Source organism: Flavobacterium sp. GW821-FHT11G01 (genome assembly GCF_058808175.1).
The window spans coordinates 12609-31291 of the sequence record NZ_JBXARK010000010.1 but is presented as its reverse complement, the minus strand read 5'-3'; the positions used below and the strand labels follow the sequence as shown (position 1 = coordinate 31291).

9 protein-coding genes are annotated in these 18683 nt (G+C 35.5%); 6 read left to right on the top strand and 3 right to left on the bottom strand.

Annotation, left to right across the window (positions count from 1 at the left end; all coding sequences use genetic code 11):
* Positions 1-157 precede the first annotated feature (157 nt).
* From AC1RRN_RS17245 to AC1RRN_RS17235, 3 genes are all read left to right on the top strand, one after another.
* Positions 158-2560: a glycosyl hydrolase 115 family protein gene (locus tag AC1RRN_RS17245; RefSeq protein ID WP_492968482.1), complete on the top strand. Its 2403-nt coding sequence runs from the start codon at positions 158-160 to the stop codon at positions 2558-2560.
* A gap of 31 nt (positions 2561-2591) precedes the next feature.
* Positions 2592-3971, top strand: a complete 1380-nt coding sequence (locus AC1RRN_RS17240) for a sulfatase-like hydrolase/transferase (protein ID WP_492968481.1) — start codon at positions 2592-2594, stop codon at positions 3969-3971.
* A gap of 210 nt (positions 3972-4181) precedes the next feature.
* On the top strand, positions 4182-4358 hold the full coding sequence (locus AC1RRN_RS17235; RefSeq protein WP_029272605.1) for an Hc1-related histone H1-like protein: 177 nt from the start codon (positions 4182-4184) through the stop codon (positions 4356-4358).
* A gap of 171 nt (positions 4359-4529) precedes the next feature.
* Here the strand turns inward: AC1RRN_RS17235 and AC1RRN_RS17230 are convergent, their stop codons facing one another.
* From AC1RRN_RS17230 to AC1RRN_RS17220, 3 genes are all read right to left on the bottom strand, one after another.
* Positions 4530-6038 (bottom strand): rhamnogalacturonan acetylesterase, encoded by a 1509-nt coding sequence (locus AC1RRN_RS17230; protein WP_492968480.1) that lies wholly within the window; start codon positions 6036-6038, stop codon positions 4530-4532.
* A 219-nt stretch (positions 6039-6257) separates the two neighbouring features.
* Positions 6258-9113 (bottom strand): glycoside hydrolase family 2 protein, encoded by a 2856-nt coding sequence (locus tag AC1RRN_RS17225; RefSeq protein WP_492968479.1) that lies wholly within the window; start codon positions 9111-9113, stop codon positions 6258-6260.
* A gap of 21 nt (positions 9114-9134) precedes the next feature.
* Positions 9135-10505 carry a rhamnogalacturonan acetylesterase gene (locus AC1RRN_RS17220; protein ID WP_492968478.1) on the bottom strand — a complete coding sequence of 457 codons (1371 nt, stop codon included), beginning with the start codon at positions 10503-10505 and terminating at the stop codon, positions 9135-9137.
* Between the two features lie 243 nt (positions 10506-10748).
* Here AC1RRN_RS17220 and AC1RRN_RS17215 point away from each other — a divergent pair, with 243 nt between their 5' ends.
* The 3 genes from AC1RRN_RS17215 to AC1RRN_RS17205 all read left to right on the top strand — a co-directional run bounded on the left by AC1RRN_RS17215 (position 10749) and on the right by AC1RRN_RS17205 (position 18478).
* Positions 10749-14159: a DUF4450 domain-containing protein gene (locus AC1RRN_RS17215; protein WP_492968477.1), complete on the top strand. Its 3411-nt coding sequence runs from the start codon at positions 10749-10751 to the stop codon at positions 14157-14159.
* A 149-nt stretch (positions 14160-14308) separates the two neighbouring features.
* The gene (locus AC1RRN_RS17210; RefSeq protein ID WP_492968476.1) at positions 14309-16435 is read left to right on the top strand and encodes a hypothetical protein; all 2127 of its coding nucleotides are present in this window, start codon (positions 14309-14311) and stop codon (positions 16433-16435) included.
* A gap of 165 nt (positions 16436-16600) precedes the next feature.
* Complete coding sequence (locus AC1RRN_RS17205) at positions 16601-18478, top strand: rhamnogalacturonan lyase (RefSeq protein ID WP_492968475.1); 1878 nt, start codon at positions 16601-16603, stop codon at positions 18476-18478.
* The last annotated feature ends 205 nt before the right edge of the window (positions 18479-18683 follow it).

Here is an 18683-nt window from a genome sequence, read left to right as displayed (position 1 = left end):
CGAAGTTTTAGTTTTCTGTTTTGTTATCCTGAGGAACGAAGGATCATACTAAAAACTCCGCATAGAAGCCCCCAAATCTTTGTCGAGTAACCTGTGAGATCCTTCGTTCCTCGGGATAACAAGTATGTTAAAGCCTTAGTGGCGAAAAAAAATAAAAATGAAAAAAATACTGCTATTAATTTTCTCGATTTTATCCATAAATGTTTTCTGCCAAAACAAAAACGCAGGCGACTTCTTAATTTGTGATTTAAACAATGCAGTAAACATTTACATCGACAAAAACACAGATCCATTAATTCTCTGGGCAGTAAATGAATTGGCAGATGATGTCAAAGAATTAACCGGAAAACGACCAGAAATACTTCAGGCAAATTCATTTTCTAAAGACGGAATTTACATTGGAGAAGTTTCAGATGAATCGTTTAAAACAAGAAAAGAACAAAAAGAACTTTCTAATCAATGGGAGAAATTTTCCATCAAAAAAGAAAATGATAATCTTATAATAACAGGTTCTGATGTCCGTGGAACCGTTTATGCAATTTTCGAAATTTCTGAACGTCTCGGAATTTCGCCTTGGAAATGGTGGGCAGATGTTCATCCTATAAAGCAAGAAAAACTTTCCTTAAAACTTTCGGAACAAAAAATAATTTCTTCGCCTTCGGTACAATATCGAGGTATTTTTTTAAACGATGAAGATTGGGCATTACAGCCTTGGGCAGCCAAAACATTTGAACCGGAAACCGGAGATATTGGCCCAAAAACGTACGAGAAAATTTTTCAATTGTTGTTGCGATTGAAAGCCAATACCATTTGGCCAGCGATGCACCCGTCTACAAAAGGATTTTTTACCCTTACGGGGAATAAGGAAATGGCGCAAAAATACCATATTGTTATCGGATCTTCTCATGCAGAACCGATGCTTCGAAATAATGTTGATGAATGGAAACCCAAAATTTACGGAGATTACAACTATTTCACTAATAAAACCCAGGTCGATAAATATTGGCAGGATCGTTTAGACGAATTAAAGTCGGCTCAAAATGAAACAATTATGACATTGGGAATGCGTGGTGTGCATGATAGTAAAATGGAAGGTGCAAAAGATTTAAAAGAATCAATTGAAATGGTCGAAAAAATCATTTTAAATCAACGGGAAATGCTTTCGAATACTTTTAAAAAACCTTTGTCAGCCATTCCACAAGCTTTTGTTCCTTACAAAGAGGTTTTAGAATTATATGATAACGGATTAAAAGTTCCTGACGATATTACTTTGGTCTGGCCTGATGACAATTACGGTTATATCCGCCGCTTGAGTAACGAAGAGGAACAAAAAAGAGCAGGAGGAAGTGGCGTTTATTATCACATTAGTTATTGGGGACGACCTCACGATTATCTTTGGCTGAGCACAACGCAGCCGGGTTTAATTTGGTACGAAATGAATAAAGCGTATGAAAACGGTGCAAAAAAAATGTGGATTGTAAATGTAGGTGACATTAAACCAGCAGAGTATGATGTCGAACTTTTTTTGGATTTGGCGTGGAATATCAACAGCATCAAATCAGATGGACTAAAGGAGTATACTGAAAATTGGGCGGCAAGAGAATTTTCATCTAAAGTTAGTAGAGAAGTAAGTGCGATTTTTGAAGAATATTATCGTTTGGCATTTCTAAGAAAACCGGAATATATGGGTTGGAGCCAAACCGAACCAACAACAGCCGTAAAACTTTCTGATTTTTCTGAAAAAGAAATTTGGAACAGAATAAAGGCGTATGACAAATTGGTTGAAAAAGTGAATAATTTGTCTGACTTGATTCCATCAGAAAGAAAAGATGCCTGGTTTCAGCTAGTTGTTTATCCTGTAAAAGGGGCAGCTTATATGAATTATAAATTTTTGTACTGGAATTTAGAAGCGACAACTTCTGATGAAAATCAAAAAGAAAAATATCAATTATTAGCCTCAGAAGCGTATCAGAAAATTGAAGAATTGACAGCATATTATAATACCAAACTGAGCAATGGAAAATGGAATAATATGATGTCAATGCGCCCGAGGAATCTTCCGGTTTTTGATTCGGTTAAAAAGAATGCATTTTCTAAAGAAGTATCAAAATTAAATTCAAACGAAATTATTATTCAGGCGAATCAGTTTGTTGCTCAAAAAGGATTTAAAAACTACAATTGGAAGACAATTAACGGTTTAGGATATAGTAATAATGCGATTACTTTATTTCCGTTGAAACAGCACTATTTTAAAACCGAAAAACCTTTTGTTGTATATGAATTTGAAATAGAAAATGCAGGAGAACATGAAATTGAAATTCATTTGCTTCCGACGCATTCCAATAATTTTGATCATGAAATCGGAATCCAAATAGATGGAAAAACAACTCAGTTTTTCAAAATCAATACAAAAGATCGCGATAAAACATGGAAGGAAAATGTGTTGCGAAATAGTGCGATTGTAAAAGTGCCAGCGTCAAATTTTCAGAAAGGAAAACATACCATTAAGGTTGAAATCAATCAAACCGGAATTGTACTGGATTATCTAACGGTAAAATAATATTTAAAGATTTAATTTAAATTTTAAAGTAATGAAAAGCAGAAATATAAAAACACAATTATTACTGATGTTATTGCTTTGTTTTTCAATTTCATATAGTCAGGAAGTTCAAAAGAAACTAATAGAAAAACCAAATATTATTTTGATTATTGCCGATGATCTGGGATGGAATGATGTTGGTTATCACGATTCAGTAATCAAAACACCAAACATTGATTATTTAGCTAAGAACGGTGTAGAACTCAACCGATTTTATGTCAATCCTACTTGTTCTCCCACCAGAGCCAGTCTCTTAACAGGAAGACCTTCAAGCCGCCTGGGCATCGTCGCCCCAATTGGTGATAGAGATCAGACAAAATTGCCCGATTCAATACCTACTTTGCCGAAATTATTACATCAAAATAACTATCAGACAGCACTTATAGGGAAATGGCATTTAGAATTGCAACTCAGCAGTGGGCCTAAAGCATATGGGTTTGATTATTCGTATGGCTTTTTGCACGGACAGCTTGACCAGTACACACATTTGTATAAAAATGGGGATAAGAGCTGGCATAGAAATGGTGAGTTTGTCGAAGAGAAAGGCCATGCTACCGATTTAATCACAGAGGAAACCATCAAATGGATTTCGGAAATAAGGGATTCCAATAAAAGTTTCTTTTTGCAAGTAGCTTACAGTGCACCACATTTTCCTTTGCAGGAAGAACAAAAATGGAAAGATCCTTATATGAATTCCATTAAAGACAGTTCACGAAGGGATTATGCCGCCGCAGTAGCTCATATGGATAACAGTATCGGGATACTGCTTGAAAAATTGAAGCAACAAAAACTGGATAAAAATACGCTGGTAATTTTTATGAGTGACAATGGTGCTATGGAAAATTGGGATTCTAAAAATGAATATAACGGTATTCATCCCTCCAATACCACACTTGGGGACAACAAGCCGCTTAGGGATTGGAAAACCTCCAATTATGAAGGTGCTGTCAGAGTACCGTGTATAATGTATTGGAAAGAGCATTTGAAAAGTTATAAAAATTTAAGCTATATTTCGGTTATCGACCTGCTGCCAAGCATTTTATTTTTGGCAGGTGATAATAATTTACCCCCAAGTGTTGAAGGAAAAAATGTCTGGGCAGGTATTTCTGAAAATAAAACGATTCCTAATCAGGAAATTTACATCAGAGGCCATTTGCAGGAATGTTTAATCAGTAAACCATGGAAAATAATCAGAACGAGACATCCCAAAGCAATACCAGCAGATTATGAACTTTATAACATAGAAAAAGATCCGGAAGAAAAGAATAATGTCTGGAACCAAAATGAAGTAATAGCAGTAAAAATGAAAATTGCTCTTGAAAATCAATTTAAAAAAGATGCTAAAAAAGTTAATAATGAGAATATTAAATAGCACAATGATAGAAAAGTTACTGTAAATAAGTATTAAGAAGAAAAAAAGATTGGATTTTATTTTTCGTAAGTGATTGATAATAAAGTGTAAAGAGATTAGGTTAATTTATTATTAACTGAAAGAGTAAAAAGAGTTACAATTTTAACACTAAACATGCGTTATCTATCAAGCAAACTTTTATTTTTGCGCCTTAATTTAACAAGTATAAGCATGAAAGATCTATTAGTAAAAATCAACGCCGAAATTGACGCATTCAAAGCAGAAGCTGAATCTTTAACTGAAAAAGGTATCAAAGCTGCAGGACCAAGAGCTCGTAAAGCTACTTTAGAAATTGAAAAACTTTTAAAAGAATTCAGAAAAGTTTCTATCGAAGAATCAAAAAAATAATACATTTTGTATTTCAAAAACAAAACCTCGTTTAAGTAATTTAAACGAGGTTTTTTTTTTAATTGTAAATGGTGAATTGTTAATTGTTAATTGTGAATTGTTAATTGTGAATTGTGAAAAGCCTGGACAATCGTCATTTTGCATTCACAATTGACCATTTACAATTCACAATTATTTCGGAATTTCTATATAATCTTTCAGATTACATTCTTTTATTTTCTTAAGGCTTTCTGCAACCGTCAATGCATTTAAAGTTGCGCCTTCTAAGCCTGTGTGCGTGTGATCTTTTGGGAAAAATGTTTTTACTTTTTCTTTTCCTAAAGCTTCATATTTCTGAGCCACAATTTCATTCAGATCAATATAATAAGCGCCTTCTTTGTCAGCAGCAATTTTAGACCAGTTTCCGTAAGTATCGGTTCTGCGTTCAACTTTGTCATTTGGCCATTCGTTGCGTGGTGTCTGACTTAAAACAATTGGTATTGCGCCTTTTTCTTTTGCTTCTCTGATGAATTTCGCCATATACCACCCAAAAGTATTTACAATTTCTTTTGAGCCGTCAGGACGTGTTATTTCTTGAGTTTCGTCTCCATTTCCTTTTAAGGAACCTCTGAATTTTTCTTTGTCAACAGCACCGGCATCGTTATGTCCAAACTGAATCAGGATAAAATTTCCAGGCTGTAATTGGTTTTTAACTTCCTCCCAAAGTCCTTCATAAACAAAAGTTCTGGTACTTCTTCCGCCTCTGGCTTTATTGATTACTTCAATTCTGGTGGTATCGCAATATTTAGGAAAAGGAACTCCCCAGCCCACAGCATCGGGATTATTATCGTTGCTAGCCATAGTTGAATCTCCAATTAAGAAAACTTTCTTTTTAGCTGGAAGTACAATTTTTGGATTTTCTAAAATATAATTTTTTAAAGAATTTTTACTCGTTTTTAGTTCGTTGATAATTACCGAAGCAGAAAGTACAGCGCCTTTAGCAGAAGTATGGGTATGATCTTTTTTATAAAAATAAGTTCCGGTTACTTTTTGTTCACCGAATTTTTCCATTTCAGTGGCCATCTTTTCATTTAAATTGATGAAAGTTACTTTTTCTTTTTCAGCAATTTGTTTGGCCCATAATCCATAAGATTTATCGTTGCGGGGCACTTTTCCATCTTTCCAGTCGTTTCTCGGAATTGGCGAACAAATTATCGGAATCGCACCTTTTGATTTGGCTTCCTGAACTACTTTTTGAATATACCAGCCGTAACTGTGAACGATCTCGTGTTTTTTAGTTATTAGATTGTCTATTTCCTGTGTTTCATTTCCAATGCCTTTGAATGTTCCTCTGGCGCGAATCGTATCATTGATTGGCCCATCATCATTATGACCAAACTGAATCAGGACATAATCACCTTTTTTAAGTTTATTCAAAACTTCAATCCATAAACCTTTATCCTGAAAAGTTCGACTACTGGTTCCGCCTAAAGCATGATTTTCAATATGAACTTTTGTAGTGTCTAAAAATTGACCAATATAATCTCCCCAGCCCCAAAGTCCGCCGGCTCCATCACCTTTGCCATTTTTCACGGTCGAATCTCCAACCATATATACGGTTGGTTTATTGTCTTGTTTTGAAGTAAAATTGAAAAATAATACCGTCAGACATAAGACAGAGAGTATTTTAATTGATTTCATATTTATGAATTATGAATTATGAATTGTGAATTGTGAATTGTGAAATGTGAAATGTGAAATGTGAAATGTGAAATGATTGTATTTAACCGCAAAGTTCGCAAAGAGGTACGCGATGTACGCACAGCTTTGTGAACTTTGTGTTTTCTCAACGCAATTAATATTAAAAAATCTTAGTGCGCTTTGTGGTTAAATTCGGTAGCATTCAATCTGAAACTAAAATTAATTTCTAAAATCAAACCACAAATTCATTTTAATTCCGTCATCTCCGCTTTTAATACGAATATTTGTTGGTTGACTTTGCGGGCCTTGTTGCTCTAAAGGTTTAAAATCTCTCATTGCCGGAATTTCATACATAAACGAAATATCTCCTTCCGGAAATGCCGGTTGTGGATAACTTCCCGGGAAACCATTTTTAGGCAAATCAGGTGTAAATAATCTTAGGAACAAATTGTCATTTTCACTGAAAACTTTAAAAGATGACGTACCCGCTTTTAAGTTTGCACCCAATAAATTGGCGTGATAACCTTTGAATTCAGGGTAAATCAAATTCTCAAAACTTTCTCCTGTAATAGTGTTGTTATAGTCTTTCTCCCAAATGCCATAAGTAGTTCCTTTAATTCTGTTTTTCCAAACATGATACGGACCTCTTCCAAACCATTTGATTCCGGTAACTTCTTTCTCAGGAAAGCTGAAAGTGATTCCGAAAGAATTGATTTTATCTTCAAAAAAGGCACCATCAAAACCTTCGCCTCCAGAAGCATTTTTTAGGGCAATTAATTCCATTTTAAATCTTCCGTCCGGTTCCATAATCCATTTAATGGAAGACAATCCACCAGAATAATTTACGGTACAAACCGCTTTATCATCATCTTGTGAAACTTGAATATCCTTTAATTTGGCTTTCATTCCAATTGGTCTTGGGCCATTTGTCAACGGAATAGTTGAAGTTGCATTTTTAATAGATGAAATTTCTCCAGTCGTAGCATCTAAAGTAACCGTGATATCACTTCCTTTTAAAGTGATTTCATTTCCGGTTTTTACTGCTGAAGCTTTTGCTTTCGTATTTTGAACTGCCAGAAATTTATTGGCATAAAATAATGCTTTATGAATGGGCCATGTCCAAGTATAAATTTCTTTTCCAAATTGATCATAAGCCGAAATCGATAAAATATCTCCTTCTGCAAAATTATTCGGAACAGCGAATTGAATTTTTCTTGTTTCACCCGGATCAATGGATGGCAGTTCAATCTTTCCTGAACTTATTGCTGCAGAAGTTCCATTTGAATAAAGTACATCTTTTTCAGATTTCAATACTTTGAATTCCATTTTGCAGGTATTTAAATTGCTAAACAGATAATCGTTTTTAATAAAGAAAGAACCATCAAAATTTTCAGAAACCTGTTTTGGCTGAAACTGAATTGGCGCCCAAACTTCTTTTACGGTATAATAACTTCCTTCTCTTTCGCGATGAGGTCCTAAAATTCCATCTGCCGCCAATGAACCTTTTGAGTCAAATTGTGCTTTACCAGTCCAATCAGAGCGTTTTACGGCCTCATCTAACATCGCCCACATAAATCCCCCGGCAAAAAGCGGACTTTCTTTATAACGATTCCAGAAATCCTCTAAAGCTGCTCCGTGACCATTATCATAAGTTCCGTGCATAAATTCAGTTGGGAAAAATACATTTTCACCAGCATTAAAACGATGCATTCCGGTTAAGTAAGTAGGATAGTGGTGTGTGTCCCAGCCATTAAAATCGGCCCAGGGATGAATCACAATTCTTTTCTGCGGATCTAGGTCTGCAAAAACTTTATCGGTATCATAATTCCAGCCACCTTCATTTCCGTTATCCCAAATAATTACCGAAGCATGATTAACATCACGTGTAATCATTTCGGTTGCTAATTTTTTTCCGGTTTCGGTATCATAAGAGTTTTGCCAGCCGGCTAATTCATTCAAAACAAAAAGACCAAGAGAATCACAAACTTCTAAAAAGTGTTCATCTGGCGGATAATGCCCGCGAACAGCATTCATGTTCATGTCTTTAATTAATTTTCCGTCCAACTCGCTAATGCGTTTGCTGGTGCTTCGACCACCTTCTGGCCAAAAGGAGTGACGGTTAATTCCTTTCATTAAAATTTTAGCACCATTCACATAAATTCCATCTTGTTTTTTAAACTCTAAAGTTCTAAAACCAATTCGTTTGTCATATTGATGTAAAATTGTTCCGTTTTGTTTTAAAACCAATTGTAAATCATATAAATTAGGATTTTCAGGATTCCATGGTTTTATGTTTTTCCATTGTGCTGTGATAGTTGCTGAGGTGCTTTTTGCTTTAATCGGAAAAGTAAAAGTTTGGAAATATTCTCCATTTAAACCTTTAAGAGAGGCCTCTATAGTTGTATTTTTCGGAATGTTTTTAAGATTCAGATCAGCTGTTAAAGATCCGTCCATTTTTGGATTTACAGCAATATGCTGAATATGTGTTTTTGGAGAAACTTCCAGCCAAACCGGACGATAAATTCCACCAAATAGCCACCAGTCCGCTCTTCTCTCAGCCGCATTAACAGATTTATTGGCAGAATGTTTCCAGACATGAACTTCTAAAAGATTCTTTGCGCCATATTTTAATAAAGAAGAAATATCATATTTAAATTCATAAAAACCACCCTGATGAATTGCTCCGGCCAGTTTTCCGTTTACTTTAACTTCGGTATCTGTCATGGCGCCTCCAAAGGCAATTAAAACGTCTTTATCTTTATAATTAGCAGGAACTCCAAATTCATATTTATACAAACCTTCTTCCTTGCTAGGCTCTTTTTGTTCCAATTCCTTGTACCAACGTCCATAGGTATATTCTCCAAAACCTTCCAGTTCCCATTGTGAGGGAACGTTTATTTTTGACCATTTTTGACTGTTATTGCCACCCGTACAATAAAAATCCCATTGTACAGGATGTTCAAAATCCTTTCCTGAAAGATAAACTTTATCAGTTTGCTGTGCGTTGCTGTTTTGAGCAATAAAAAGTGTAAACGCCGCAATAGTAAGATTTTGGATAGTGTTTTTTAGTTGCATAATTGGTGAATTCTACGATGGTTAATTACCATCTGGTTTAGCAATTTCAAATCGGTCGCTCATTGGGAGCGTCCAACTCGAAATATAATTTGGTTTCTTCGGGTTATAATCTGGTGTTTCTTTTTTGATTTGTTTCTTTAACGGAATATCAAGTTCACGAATTCCTTTTAGTACACAAAATGCAATTTCATTAGCGCCAAAACTATTAAAATGAGTATTATCGTCTAATGCTTTCTCTTGTCCCGGAAAAGTATGGGCAGGATACTGTACAAAAGCTTTTCTTGACGGCTCGTCGCCCCAGGTTTCATATAATTCGGTTGTCATTTTAGTAACATCAATAAGAGCAACATTGTTTTTCTGGGCAACGGCACGCATGGCATCCGGAAATTCTCCGTGGGTTTCTTTTAAAGTACCATTTTCATTAAAGAATCTACGTTGTGTTGGCGTTACCAAAACCGGAATGGCACCTTTATCTTTTGCAGATTTTACGAACTCCGTCAATAAATCTGAATACGATCCCCAGGCTCCATTTCCTTCACCTTTTATTTTTTCGTCATTATGGCCAAATTCTACAAACAGATAATCTCCTTTTTTTATTTGTGAAAGTATCTTTTTTAAACGATTTCCGTTTTTAAAAGAACTTAAAGAAGATCCCGAGTAAGCATAGTTTGCTACGACAACACTATCATCAAAATAGTTGGTAATAAATTGTCCCCAGGAAGCCCAGGGTTCAACATCCTGATCCGTAACGGTTGAATCTCCGGCTAAATAAACAACTGTAAGATTATCTTTTGCAGTGATTTTGATACTTTGAATTGAAACTTCACCTAAAAATTCAAGCGTTAATTTATCATCCCAATCTAAAATATCTTTTTCCCTGTCTTTAAGAGTAACATTTAACTGGTTATCGATTTTTGGGTTTCTAATATTTACATTGAATGTTTTGGTAACTTTTTGTCCTTTTGGTAATAACAATTGATTTAACATTAACCTTCTTGATTCGGCTTTTATAGAAATGTTTGAAGCCTTTTCATTGTTTCCCATGGTAACTTCAACCTGATAATTTCCTTCCGGAAGTTGTACAGAAAAGTAGGTTGGTTTTTCGGAAGAAAAACAATTAGGATTGATTTTTATTTTCGAAGAAGAATTAAAATCGAAACCATATCCTGTTGCAGTACTATATTCTAAAGGTTTGTTAATTAAAATACCTTTTGCTTTTTTAGAAGTTCCAAAAGAAAAGAAGAATGATTTTGTGTTTTTAATACTATCAGATAAATTTTTTTCTGATAAAAGGGAACTATTATTTAAAGTAGTGTCAGCATGCAGGACAAAAATAGAAGCCGGCATAATAAGACAAAAAACAACGCATAAATAAGTACTGATTTTGACCAATTTTTTGGGATTTTAGTTTATTCAATTTCAAATCTAATAGTTCCATTTTTATATAGTATCCTGTACTATGATGTTAAAATATTATAAAATTATAAATTATTATATTATAAAAATCAGGTAGGTACAGGATAGTATACCATAAAAAAACAAAGAAATTGCGGTTAAATTATCAAATAATTAGGAATAAATTGATAAAGTTGCTTGTTTAGTAAATATTGTTAATTAGCCTTTTGCATGAATTTTATGAAAATCAAAACACAACATTTTTTCTTTTTTATTGGAGTATTTTTTTTCTTTTCAATAATCACATTTGGTCAGGAAAAAAAGCCAGTGCGTAAAATACATTATGTACCTGAAGGAAATAGTTTTGTTTTGAAAAATGGAACGCGAAAATTCAATCGCGCTTTGTACGGTTCAAATACAGGTTTTAGAGTTGAAACAGGAGATTTGCCAGAGTTTGCCATGTACATGCCGGGAATGGGAGGGAACTTAAAACTTGGAATTGTAAACGGAGAAGAAAGCAAATGGATTACCGAAGCGTCTAAAATTGATACAAGATACGTTTTGGGAACCATGCACTATATAGTAGAAGATGCCATTTTAGGAAACGGAAAATTATTTGTTGATGTAGTTGCACTAAAAGAAAAAGAAGGCTTTATTGTAAAAATATATGGCAAAAATGTTGCTAAAAACAGTAGTTTAATTTGGGCTTTTGGTGGGGCAACAGGAAAGAAATTCAGTCGTGACGGCGATATTGGTGCCGATCCGGAGTCGGTGTTTTATTTGCAACCTGATTATTGCATCAACAATAAATATACGATTCAAAAACAATCTTTTTTGTTAGAATATGGTTCTGAAAGCAACAAGCAAAAAAACGGAAACAACAAAAGTCTGGTTGGATTTTTTCCCGAATCGGCAACACATTTAGCGAATGCAAATCAGCAAAAAACACCTTTGGAATTGTTTAATTCTAATGCAGAAACATTGCCCGTTATTACAGGAAAAATAAATTCAATTACGGAAAAAAGCAATTATTGGCTTTTGGCAACTGAAGACCTTAAAATAGATGTTTCTCAAAAAGGTTTGGCAGCACTTTATGAGAAATCTGTTCAGCAAACGCAACTTTTGGCTAACAGAGTTAAAGTTATGACGCCAGATCCTTATATTAATACTTTAGGCGCAGCACTGTCGATTGCTTCTGACGGAATTTGGGAAAGTCCCGCCTATCTTCATGGTGCAATTGCCTGGAGAATGTATTTAAATGCGTGGCGTGGTGCCTACACTGCTGATCCTTTGGGATGGCACGATCGCGCAAAATCGCATTTTGAAAGTTACAGTAAATCGCAGGTGACAACTCCGGAAAATGGTCCAGTTGTTTTTGACGAAGAAAAGAATTTAGCGCGCCAGAAAGAAGAAATAGGAACTTCCATGTTCAGCAGCGGGTACATTAGTCGAAATCCAAATAAAAATACGGTTGCTCATCATTATGATATGAATTTGGTTTTTATTGATCAGATGTTGCGTCATTTTAAATGGACGGGAGATACTGCTTTTATGAGAGAAATGTGGCCAACAATTCAGAGACATTTGAATTGGGAGAAAAGAAATTTTGATGCCGATAACGACGGACTTTACGATGCTTACGCTTCAATTTGGGCGAGTGACGCGTTGCAATATAGCGGCGGTGGCGTGATTCACTCTTCGGCCTATAATTATTATGCGAATAAGACCGTTGCAGAAACGGCAAAAAAAATAAACGAAAATGCAATTCCCTTTTTAAAAGAAGCCGATAAAATTTTAAAAGCCACAAACGACCAACTTTGGATTCCGAATAAAGGAATCTTTGCCGAATATAAAGATGCACTCGGAAACCGATTATTACATGACACACCCGGCGTTTGGAGCATTTACCACACGATAGATTCGGAGCTGTCGAACCCGTTTGAAAGCTACCAAATGTTGGGTTATGTCGATAATCAGATTCCACATATTCCTATTTCAGCAGAAGGATTGGATAAAAAAGATCTTTATGTCATTAGCACAACGAATTGGCAGCCTTATACCTGGTCGATTAATAATGTGGCTTTGGCTGAACAATTACATACGTCATTGGCTTTTTGGCAAGGAGGAAAAACAGAAGAAGCCTACAAAATGTGGGAAAGTGCGCTGATTGAAAGTATGTATTTGGGCGCTTCTCCCGGAGGTTTTGAACAGCTTTTATATCAGGATGCCATTCGTGGTGAATTGTATCGTGATTTTGCAGATCCAATCGGGATGGCTTCCAGAACTTTAGTTGAAGGTTTGTACGGAATTCAGCCAGATGCACTTGCAGGAATTTTAACGATTAAGCCCGGTTTTCCTTCAAAATGGAACGAAGCTTCTTTAGAAATTCCGGATATTTCTTTTTCTTTCAAAAGAGAAAATAAACAAGATACTTATCATATCGAGAACCGTTTAACATCAAAAATGAATCTGAAATTGATCTTAAACACTCCTTTTGACGGAATAGAAAATATCAAAGCAAATGGAAAAGTAGTGAGTTGGAAAGTAATTCCGGAAAGTGTTGGAACGCCAAGAATCAGTATTGAAGTGCCTTACAATAAAGTTTATGATATAATTATAAATTGGAAAAGCGCCACTTTGGCAACAATTTTCACTAAACCTTCATACAATTCTGGCGACGCTTTAAATATTCTTATTGGTAAGGGAGAAATTGTTTCGGTTTATGATCCGCAAGCTGTTTTGGGAGAAATTGTAAAAACAGAAAGAACATTTCAATCAACTGTAAATGGAGAAGGAAACAAAACATTTTTTATACAATTAAAGCAAGGTGATTTTTCTTGGTGGAAACCAATTGAATTCAATTTAAAAACTAAAAAAGAATCAGAACTATTGGTTGCAAACTGGGATATTCCTGTCGATAAAGCAACACGTTTCGAAACCGTTTCGCTTTCATCCTTTTTTAATTCGAAAGTAACAGATATTTTCAATTATAAGTATTTGTCACCAAGACCCAAAACGGCAACATTACAATTACCAAAACAAGGAATCGGAAATTGGTGTTATCCTAATGTTTTCGTAAAAATTGATGATAAAGGGTTGCGTGAAAAAGCAAAAGCAAACGGACAAATTACAATGCCAAACGGAATTCCGTTTCAAACACCTTCTGATGAAAATCTGAAAAATATCGTTTTCACTTCAATGTGGGATAATTTTCCCCAAAGTATAATTATTCCGCTTGACGGAAAAGCTTCACATGCTTATTTTATGCTGGCCGGAACAACAAATCCAATGCAAAGTAGAATTGTAAATGGTGAAATTAAAGTGGAATATACAGATGGAACATCAGAAATTTTATCACTAAAAAACCCGGAAAACTGGTGGCCAATTGAACAGGATTATTTTGTAGACGGATTAGCTTTTACAACAGATGCTCCAAAACCTCCAAGAGTCTATTTTAAATCAGGAGAAATTTCAAGAAACTTTAAAGATTTCACAAACATAAAAGGATTCTCAAGTTATGGAGTTGACGGCGGTGCGGGAACGATTTTAGATTTGCCTTTGAATAAAAATAAAACACTAAAGAACCTTACTTTGAGAACTATTGCAAATGATGTCGTGATTGGGTTGATGAGTGTGACTTTAGTTAGATAATGTGGTAATGAGAAAATGTGTCAATTAGAAAATTAAATAATTGTTCAAGTTAAAGTTGAAAAATGCTCCAGAGGAGCAATATGTTTATAGAATAAAATTAACCCCAAGATTTAAGCCCCATCGAGGCGACATAACCAAATTACAGGCAAATGAAAAAATATCAATTAATTATTACGGCATTATTTTCCTTGTCGTTGTCGGCACAAAAAATAGACAGAAAAGCTTTGGTAACAAGACACAATGTTCAAATCACAGCTATTGATACTTTGGCTTCTTTGACTGTTGGAAATGGTGCTTTTGCTTTTACTGTTGATGCGACCGGATTGCAGACTTTTCCGAAGAAATATCAAAACGGAATCCCGTTAGGAACACAATCAGAGTGGGGTTGGGACAGTTATAAAAATACAAAAGGATATAAATTCTCAGAAACTTTACGTGATTACAAACAGTATGGAAGAGACATTTCGTATACCGTTCAGATTAAAGAACCAGCAAGAAAAGTAGAGGCTGTAAACTGGTTTAGACAAAATCCGCATTTATTGCAGTTGGGAAATTTAGGTTTTGAAATCACTAAAAAAGACGGAAGTGCAGTAAAACCAGAAGATATTAAAGCAATTTCTCAAAAATTAAATTTATGGACAGGAGAAATCGAAAGTTATTTTGAAGTAGAAGGAACTCCGGTAACGGTTGTTACGGCCTCTCATCAGGAGAAAGATGCGATTGGCGTAAAGGTAAAATCAGATTTGTTACTACAAAAACGTTTAAAAATCAGTTTAAGGATTCCGTTTCCAACCGGAGATTGGGCCGATATGGGAACAAAATGGGAGGGAAAAGACGATTATAAAAGTACGCTTGTAGAAAAGTCTAAAACTGAAGCTGTTGTAACTCATGTAATGGACAGCATTTCATACAATGTCAATTTGAATTGGAAAGGAAATGCACAAATTAAAAAGACTGCCGATCATTATTTTGTTGTTGAAGCGTCTAATACAAATACTTTGGAATTAAGTTGTCTTTTTGCTTTAGCAGATAAAAAATCGGCTACAAATTCTTCTTTCGCTGAGATTCAAAACAGTAGTATAAAAGGCTGGGAGCAATTCTGGAAAAGTGGAGCAGCAGTTGATTTTTCTGGAAGTACAGATAAACGTGCACACGAATTAGAGCGAAGAGTTATACTATCAGAATACTTGACAAAAGTACAATGCACAGGAAAAGTGCCACCTCAGGAAACAGGTTTGACTTATAATAGCTGGTACGGAAAACCACACTTAGAAATGCATTGGTGGCATGGTGTTCATTTTGCACTTTGGAGCAGACCCGAATTATTAGAGAAAAGTCTTCCGTGGTATCAAAAGGTCTTTGATAAAGCAAAAAATATTGCAAAAAGACAAGGTTTTGAAGGCGCAAGATGGCAAAAAATGACAGATCCGGACGGGAACGAAAGCCCGTCATCTGTAGGTTCTTTTTTGATTTGGCAACAACCGCATTTCATAACTTATGCCGAATTAATGTATCGCGATAAACCAACAACGGCTACTTTAAATTTATACAGTGAACGTGTTTTTGCAACAGCAGATTTCATGGCTTCGTTCGCTAATTACGATGCTAAAAATGATCGATATGTTTTAGGGCCTGGTGTGATTCCGGCACAGGAACGTTTTAAAGCAATGGAAACATTTAACCCAACTTATGAATTGGCGTATTGGAATTGGGCTTTGAAAACTGCTATCGCATGGAAGAAAAAATTAAACCAAAAAGTGCCGGAAAAATGGGAAACGGTTTTAGCTAAATTATCTCCATTACCAGTTGCTAATCAGGTTTATCTGGCAACAGAAAGTGCAACAGATTCATACACCAATCCGGAATTTAAAACAGATCATCCATCCGTTTTAGGCACTTTCGGAATGCTTCCTGAAACTTCTCTTTTGGATAAAAAAATCATGAAAAATACATTTGATCTGGTTTGGGAAACATGGTCATGGGATAAAACCTGGGGTTGGGATTTCCCAATGACAGCCATGTCTGCAGCACGTTTGAATATGCCGGAAAAAGCTATTGATGCTTTGTTTATGAATGTTACAACAAACACGTATTTGAAAAATGGTCATAATTATCAGGCAGAAAGATTGACTTTATACCTTCCCGGAAACGGAGGATTATTAACCGCTGTAGCGATGATGTGTGCGGGTTGGGATGGAACGACAGAGGAAAATCCAGGCTTCCCAAAAGACGGAACATGGAAGGTTAAAAGTGAAGGATTTAAGAAAATGTTTTAAATTTTTAAAGGTTCTAAGATCTAAGATACTAACGTTCTGAGGTGCTAAGGTTTTTTGTGATTCTTCGTTCCTCGGAATGACAAGAATACTTTGAAATAATCTGCGTTTATCTGCCAAAATCCTTTTGAATCTGCGTGAAACTTTATAATTCAAAAAAAATCAATTATGAAAAATAGAATTCTATTCTTACTATTATTTTTCTCCTGTTCCATTTTTGCGCAACGACAAATGGAAAATTTAGATCGTGGTATTATTGCGGTTAAAGACAAAGGTCAGTTTTTTATTGGCTGGCGTGTTTTAGGAACCGATTCGGATGATCTTTCTTTTAATTTATACCGAAAAAGTGGTGCTAAAAAAGCGATCAAATTAAATGACAAACCAATTTCAGGTGCTACCAATTTTGTAGATACCAAAGCAAATCCACAGGAAGAAAATACCTGGTTTGTAAAAACGGTTTTGAAAGGAAAAGAAACGGATGCAAAAGGAAGTTTTACGATTCCGGCAGCAAGTCCGGATAAAGATTATTTGTCCATTGTACTAAAACCAATTGAAGGATATATTGCGAATGATCTTTCTGTTGGTGATTTGAATGGTGACGGAAAATATGATTTGATTGTGCATATGACTGGAAAAGGTCATGACAATTCGCATACCGGAATCACAGATCCTCCAATTTTTCAGGCATATACATTAGAAGGAAAATTTTTATGGCAAATTAATTTAGGAAAAAATATCCGCGAAGGCGCACACTATACGCAGTTTATGGTCTATGATTTAGATGGTGACGGGATTTCAGAATTTGTTTGCAAAACGGCTGACGGAACAACGGACAGCCAAAATAATGTAGTGGGAGACGCTTCTAAAGACTGGGTAGACAGAGACCCGAATTCTCCCGTTTACGGTAAAATTTTAAAAGGCCCGGAATACCTTTCGGTTTTTGATGGAAGAACTGGAAAACTGATTACGACCGTCGATTACATCGCAGAGCGTGGCGATCTTGGTGGCTGGGGAGGACACGGAGGAAGTGGTGGAAATGATACCAAAGGAAACAGAATTGATCGTTTTACGGCTTGTATTGCCTATTTAGATGGAATTCATCCAAGTGTAGTGATGTGTCGTGGATATTATGGAAGAACTGTTTTGGCGGCCTGGGATTTTAAAAATGGAAAACTGACTTCAAGATGGGTTTTTGATAGTAAAGATTCCGAAAATCCATATTCCGGAATGGGAAATCACGGACTTTCAGTTGCTGATGTAGATAATGACGGAAAAGATGAAATTGTTTACGGATCCATGTGTGTCGATGATAACGGACAAGGTTTGTATACAACAGGTTTCAGACATGGCGATGCTTTGCATGTTACGGATCTTGATCTGGATGTTCCGGGTTTAGAAGTTTTTGGAATACATGAAATCGAAAACGGTACAACAGGTCCGGGAGTAACATTCTTTTCTGCTGCTGATGGAAAAGTTTTGTTTACTGCTTCTATAAATGAAGATGTCGGACGTGGCGTGGCAGACAATATTGATCCAACTAGAAAAGGCGCCCAATGCTGGTGGTCTGGTTCTCCGGACTTGCATGACATGAAAGGAAACGTGATTGGTAAAGCACCAACATCAACTAATTTTTTAATTTATTGGGATGGCGATACTTCAAGAGAACTTCTAAATGCTAACTATATCGATAAATATAATGTTGGAAGATTGTTTACCGCTAACGGAACCGCATCAAATAACGGTACAAAATCTACACCGGCACTTTCTGCAGATATTTTAGGAGACTGGAGAGAAGAATTGATTTTAAGATCGGAAGACAATAAAGAACTAAGAATTTATTCGACAACAATTCCAACTGAAGTGAGACAATATACACTAATGCACGACCCGCAATACAGATTGAGTATTGCCTGGCAAAATGTGGGCTACAATCAGCCACCACATACCAGTTTTTATATGGGAAAAGACATGAAACCGGCTCCGAAACCAAATATTGTTTTGGTTAAGGTTCAAAGTGACAAAGGGGCAAAGGTCCAAAGGTTGTAGGGAGTTTTTAATCTCGCAAAGACGCAGAGTCGCAAAATTTAAATCTTACAACTTAAATCTTACGACTCTGCATCTTTATTTATTAAAATGATTAAAAAAAAACTTTGCGACTCTGCGTCTTTGCGAGATTAAAAAAGAAACTTAGTGTCTTTGTGCCTTCGTGGCAAAATCTTAGAAACTTAGTATCTTAGCAACTTAGTACCTT

Excerpts from the sequence above, each read along its gene's own strand:
- AC1RRN_RS17215 (WP_492968477.1), top strand. The coding sequence starts at position 10,749 with ATGAAAATCAAAACACAACATTTTTTCTTTTTTATTGGAGTATTTTTT.
- AC1RRN_RS17240 (WP_492968481.1), top strand. The coding sequence starts at position 2,592 with ATGAAAAGCAGAAATATAAAAACACAATTATTACTGATGTTATTGCTT.
- AC1RRN_RS17235 (WP_029272605.1), top strand. The coding sequence starts at position 4,182 with ATGAAAGATCTATTAGTAAAAATCAACGCCGAAATTGACGCATTCAAA.
- AC1RRN_RS17225 (WP_492968479.1), bottom strand. The coding sequence starts at position 9,113 with ATGCAACTAAAAAACACTATCCAAAATCTTACTATTGCGGCGTTTACA.
- AC1RRN_RS17210 (WP_492968476.1), top strand. The coding sequence starts at position 14,309 with ATGAAAAAATATCAATTAATTATTACGGCATTATTTTCCTTGTCGTTG.
- AC1RRN_RS17205 (WP_492968475.1), top strand. The coding sequence starts at position 16,601 with ATGAAAAATAGAATTCTATTCTTACTATTATTTTTCTCCTGTTCCATT.
- AC1RRN_RS17230 (WP_492968480.1), bottom strand. The coding sequence starts at position 6,038 with ATGAAATCAATTAAAATACTCTCTGTCTTATGTCTGACGGTATTATTT.
- AC1RRN_RS17245 (WP_492968482.1), top strand. The coding sequence starts at position 158 with ATGAAAAAAATACTGCTATTAATTTTCTCGATTTTATCCATAAATGTT.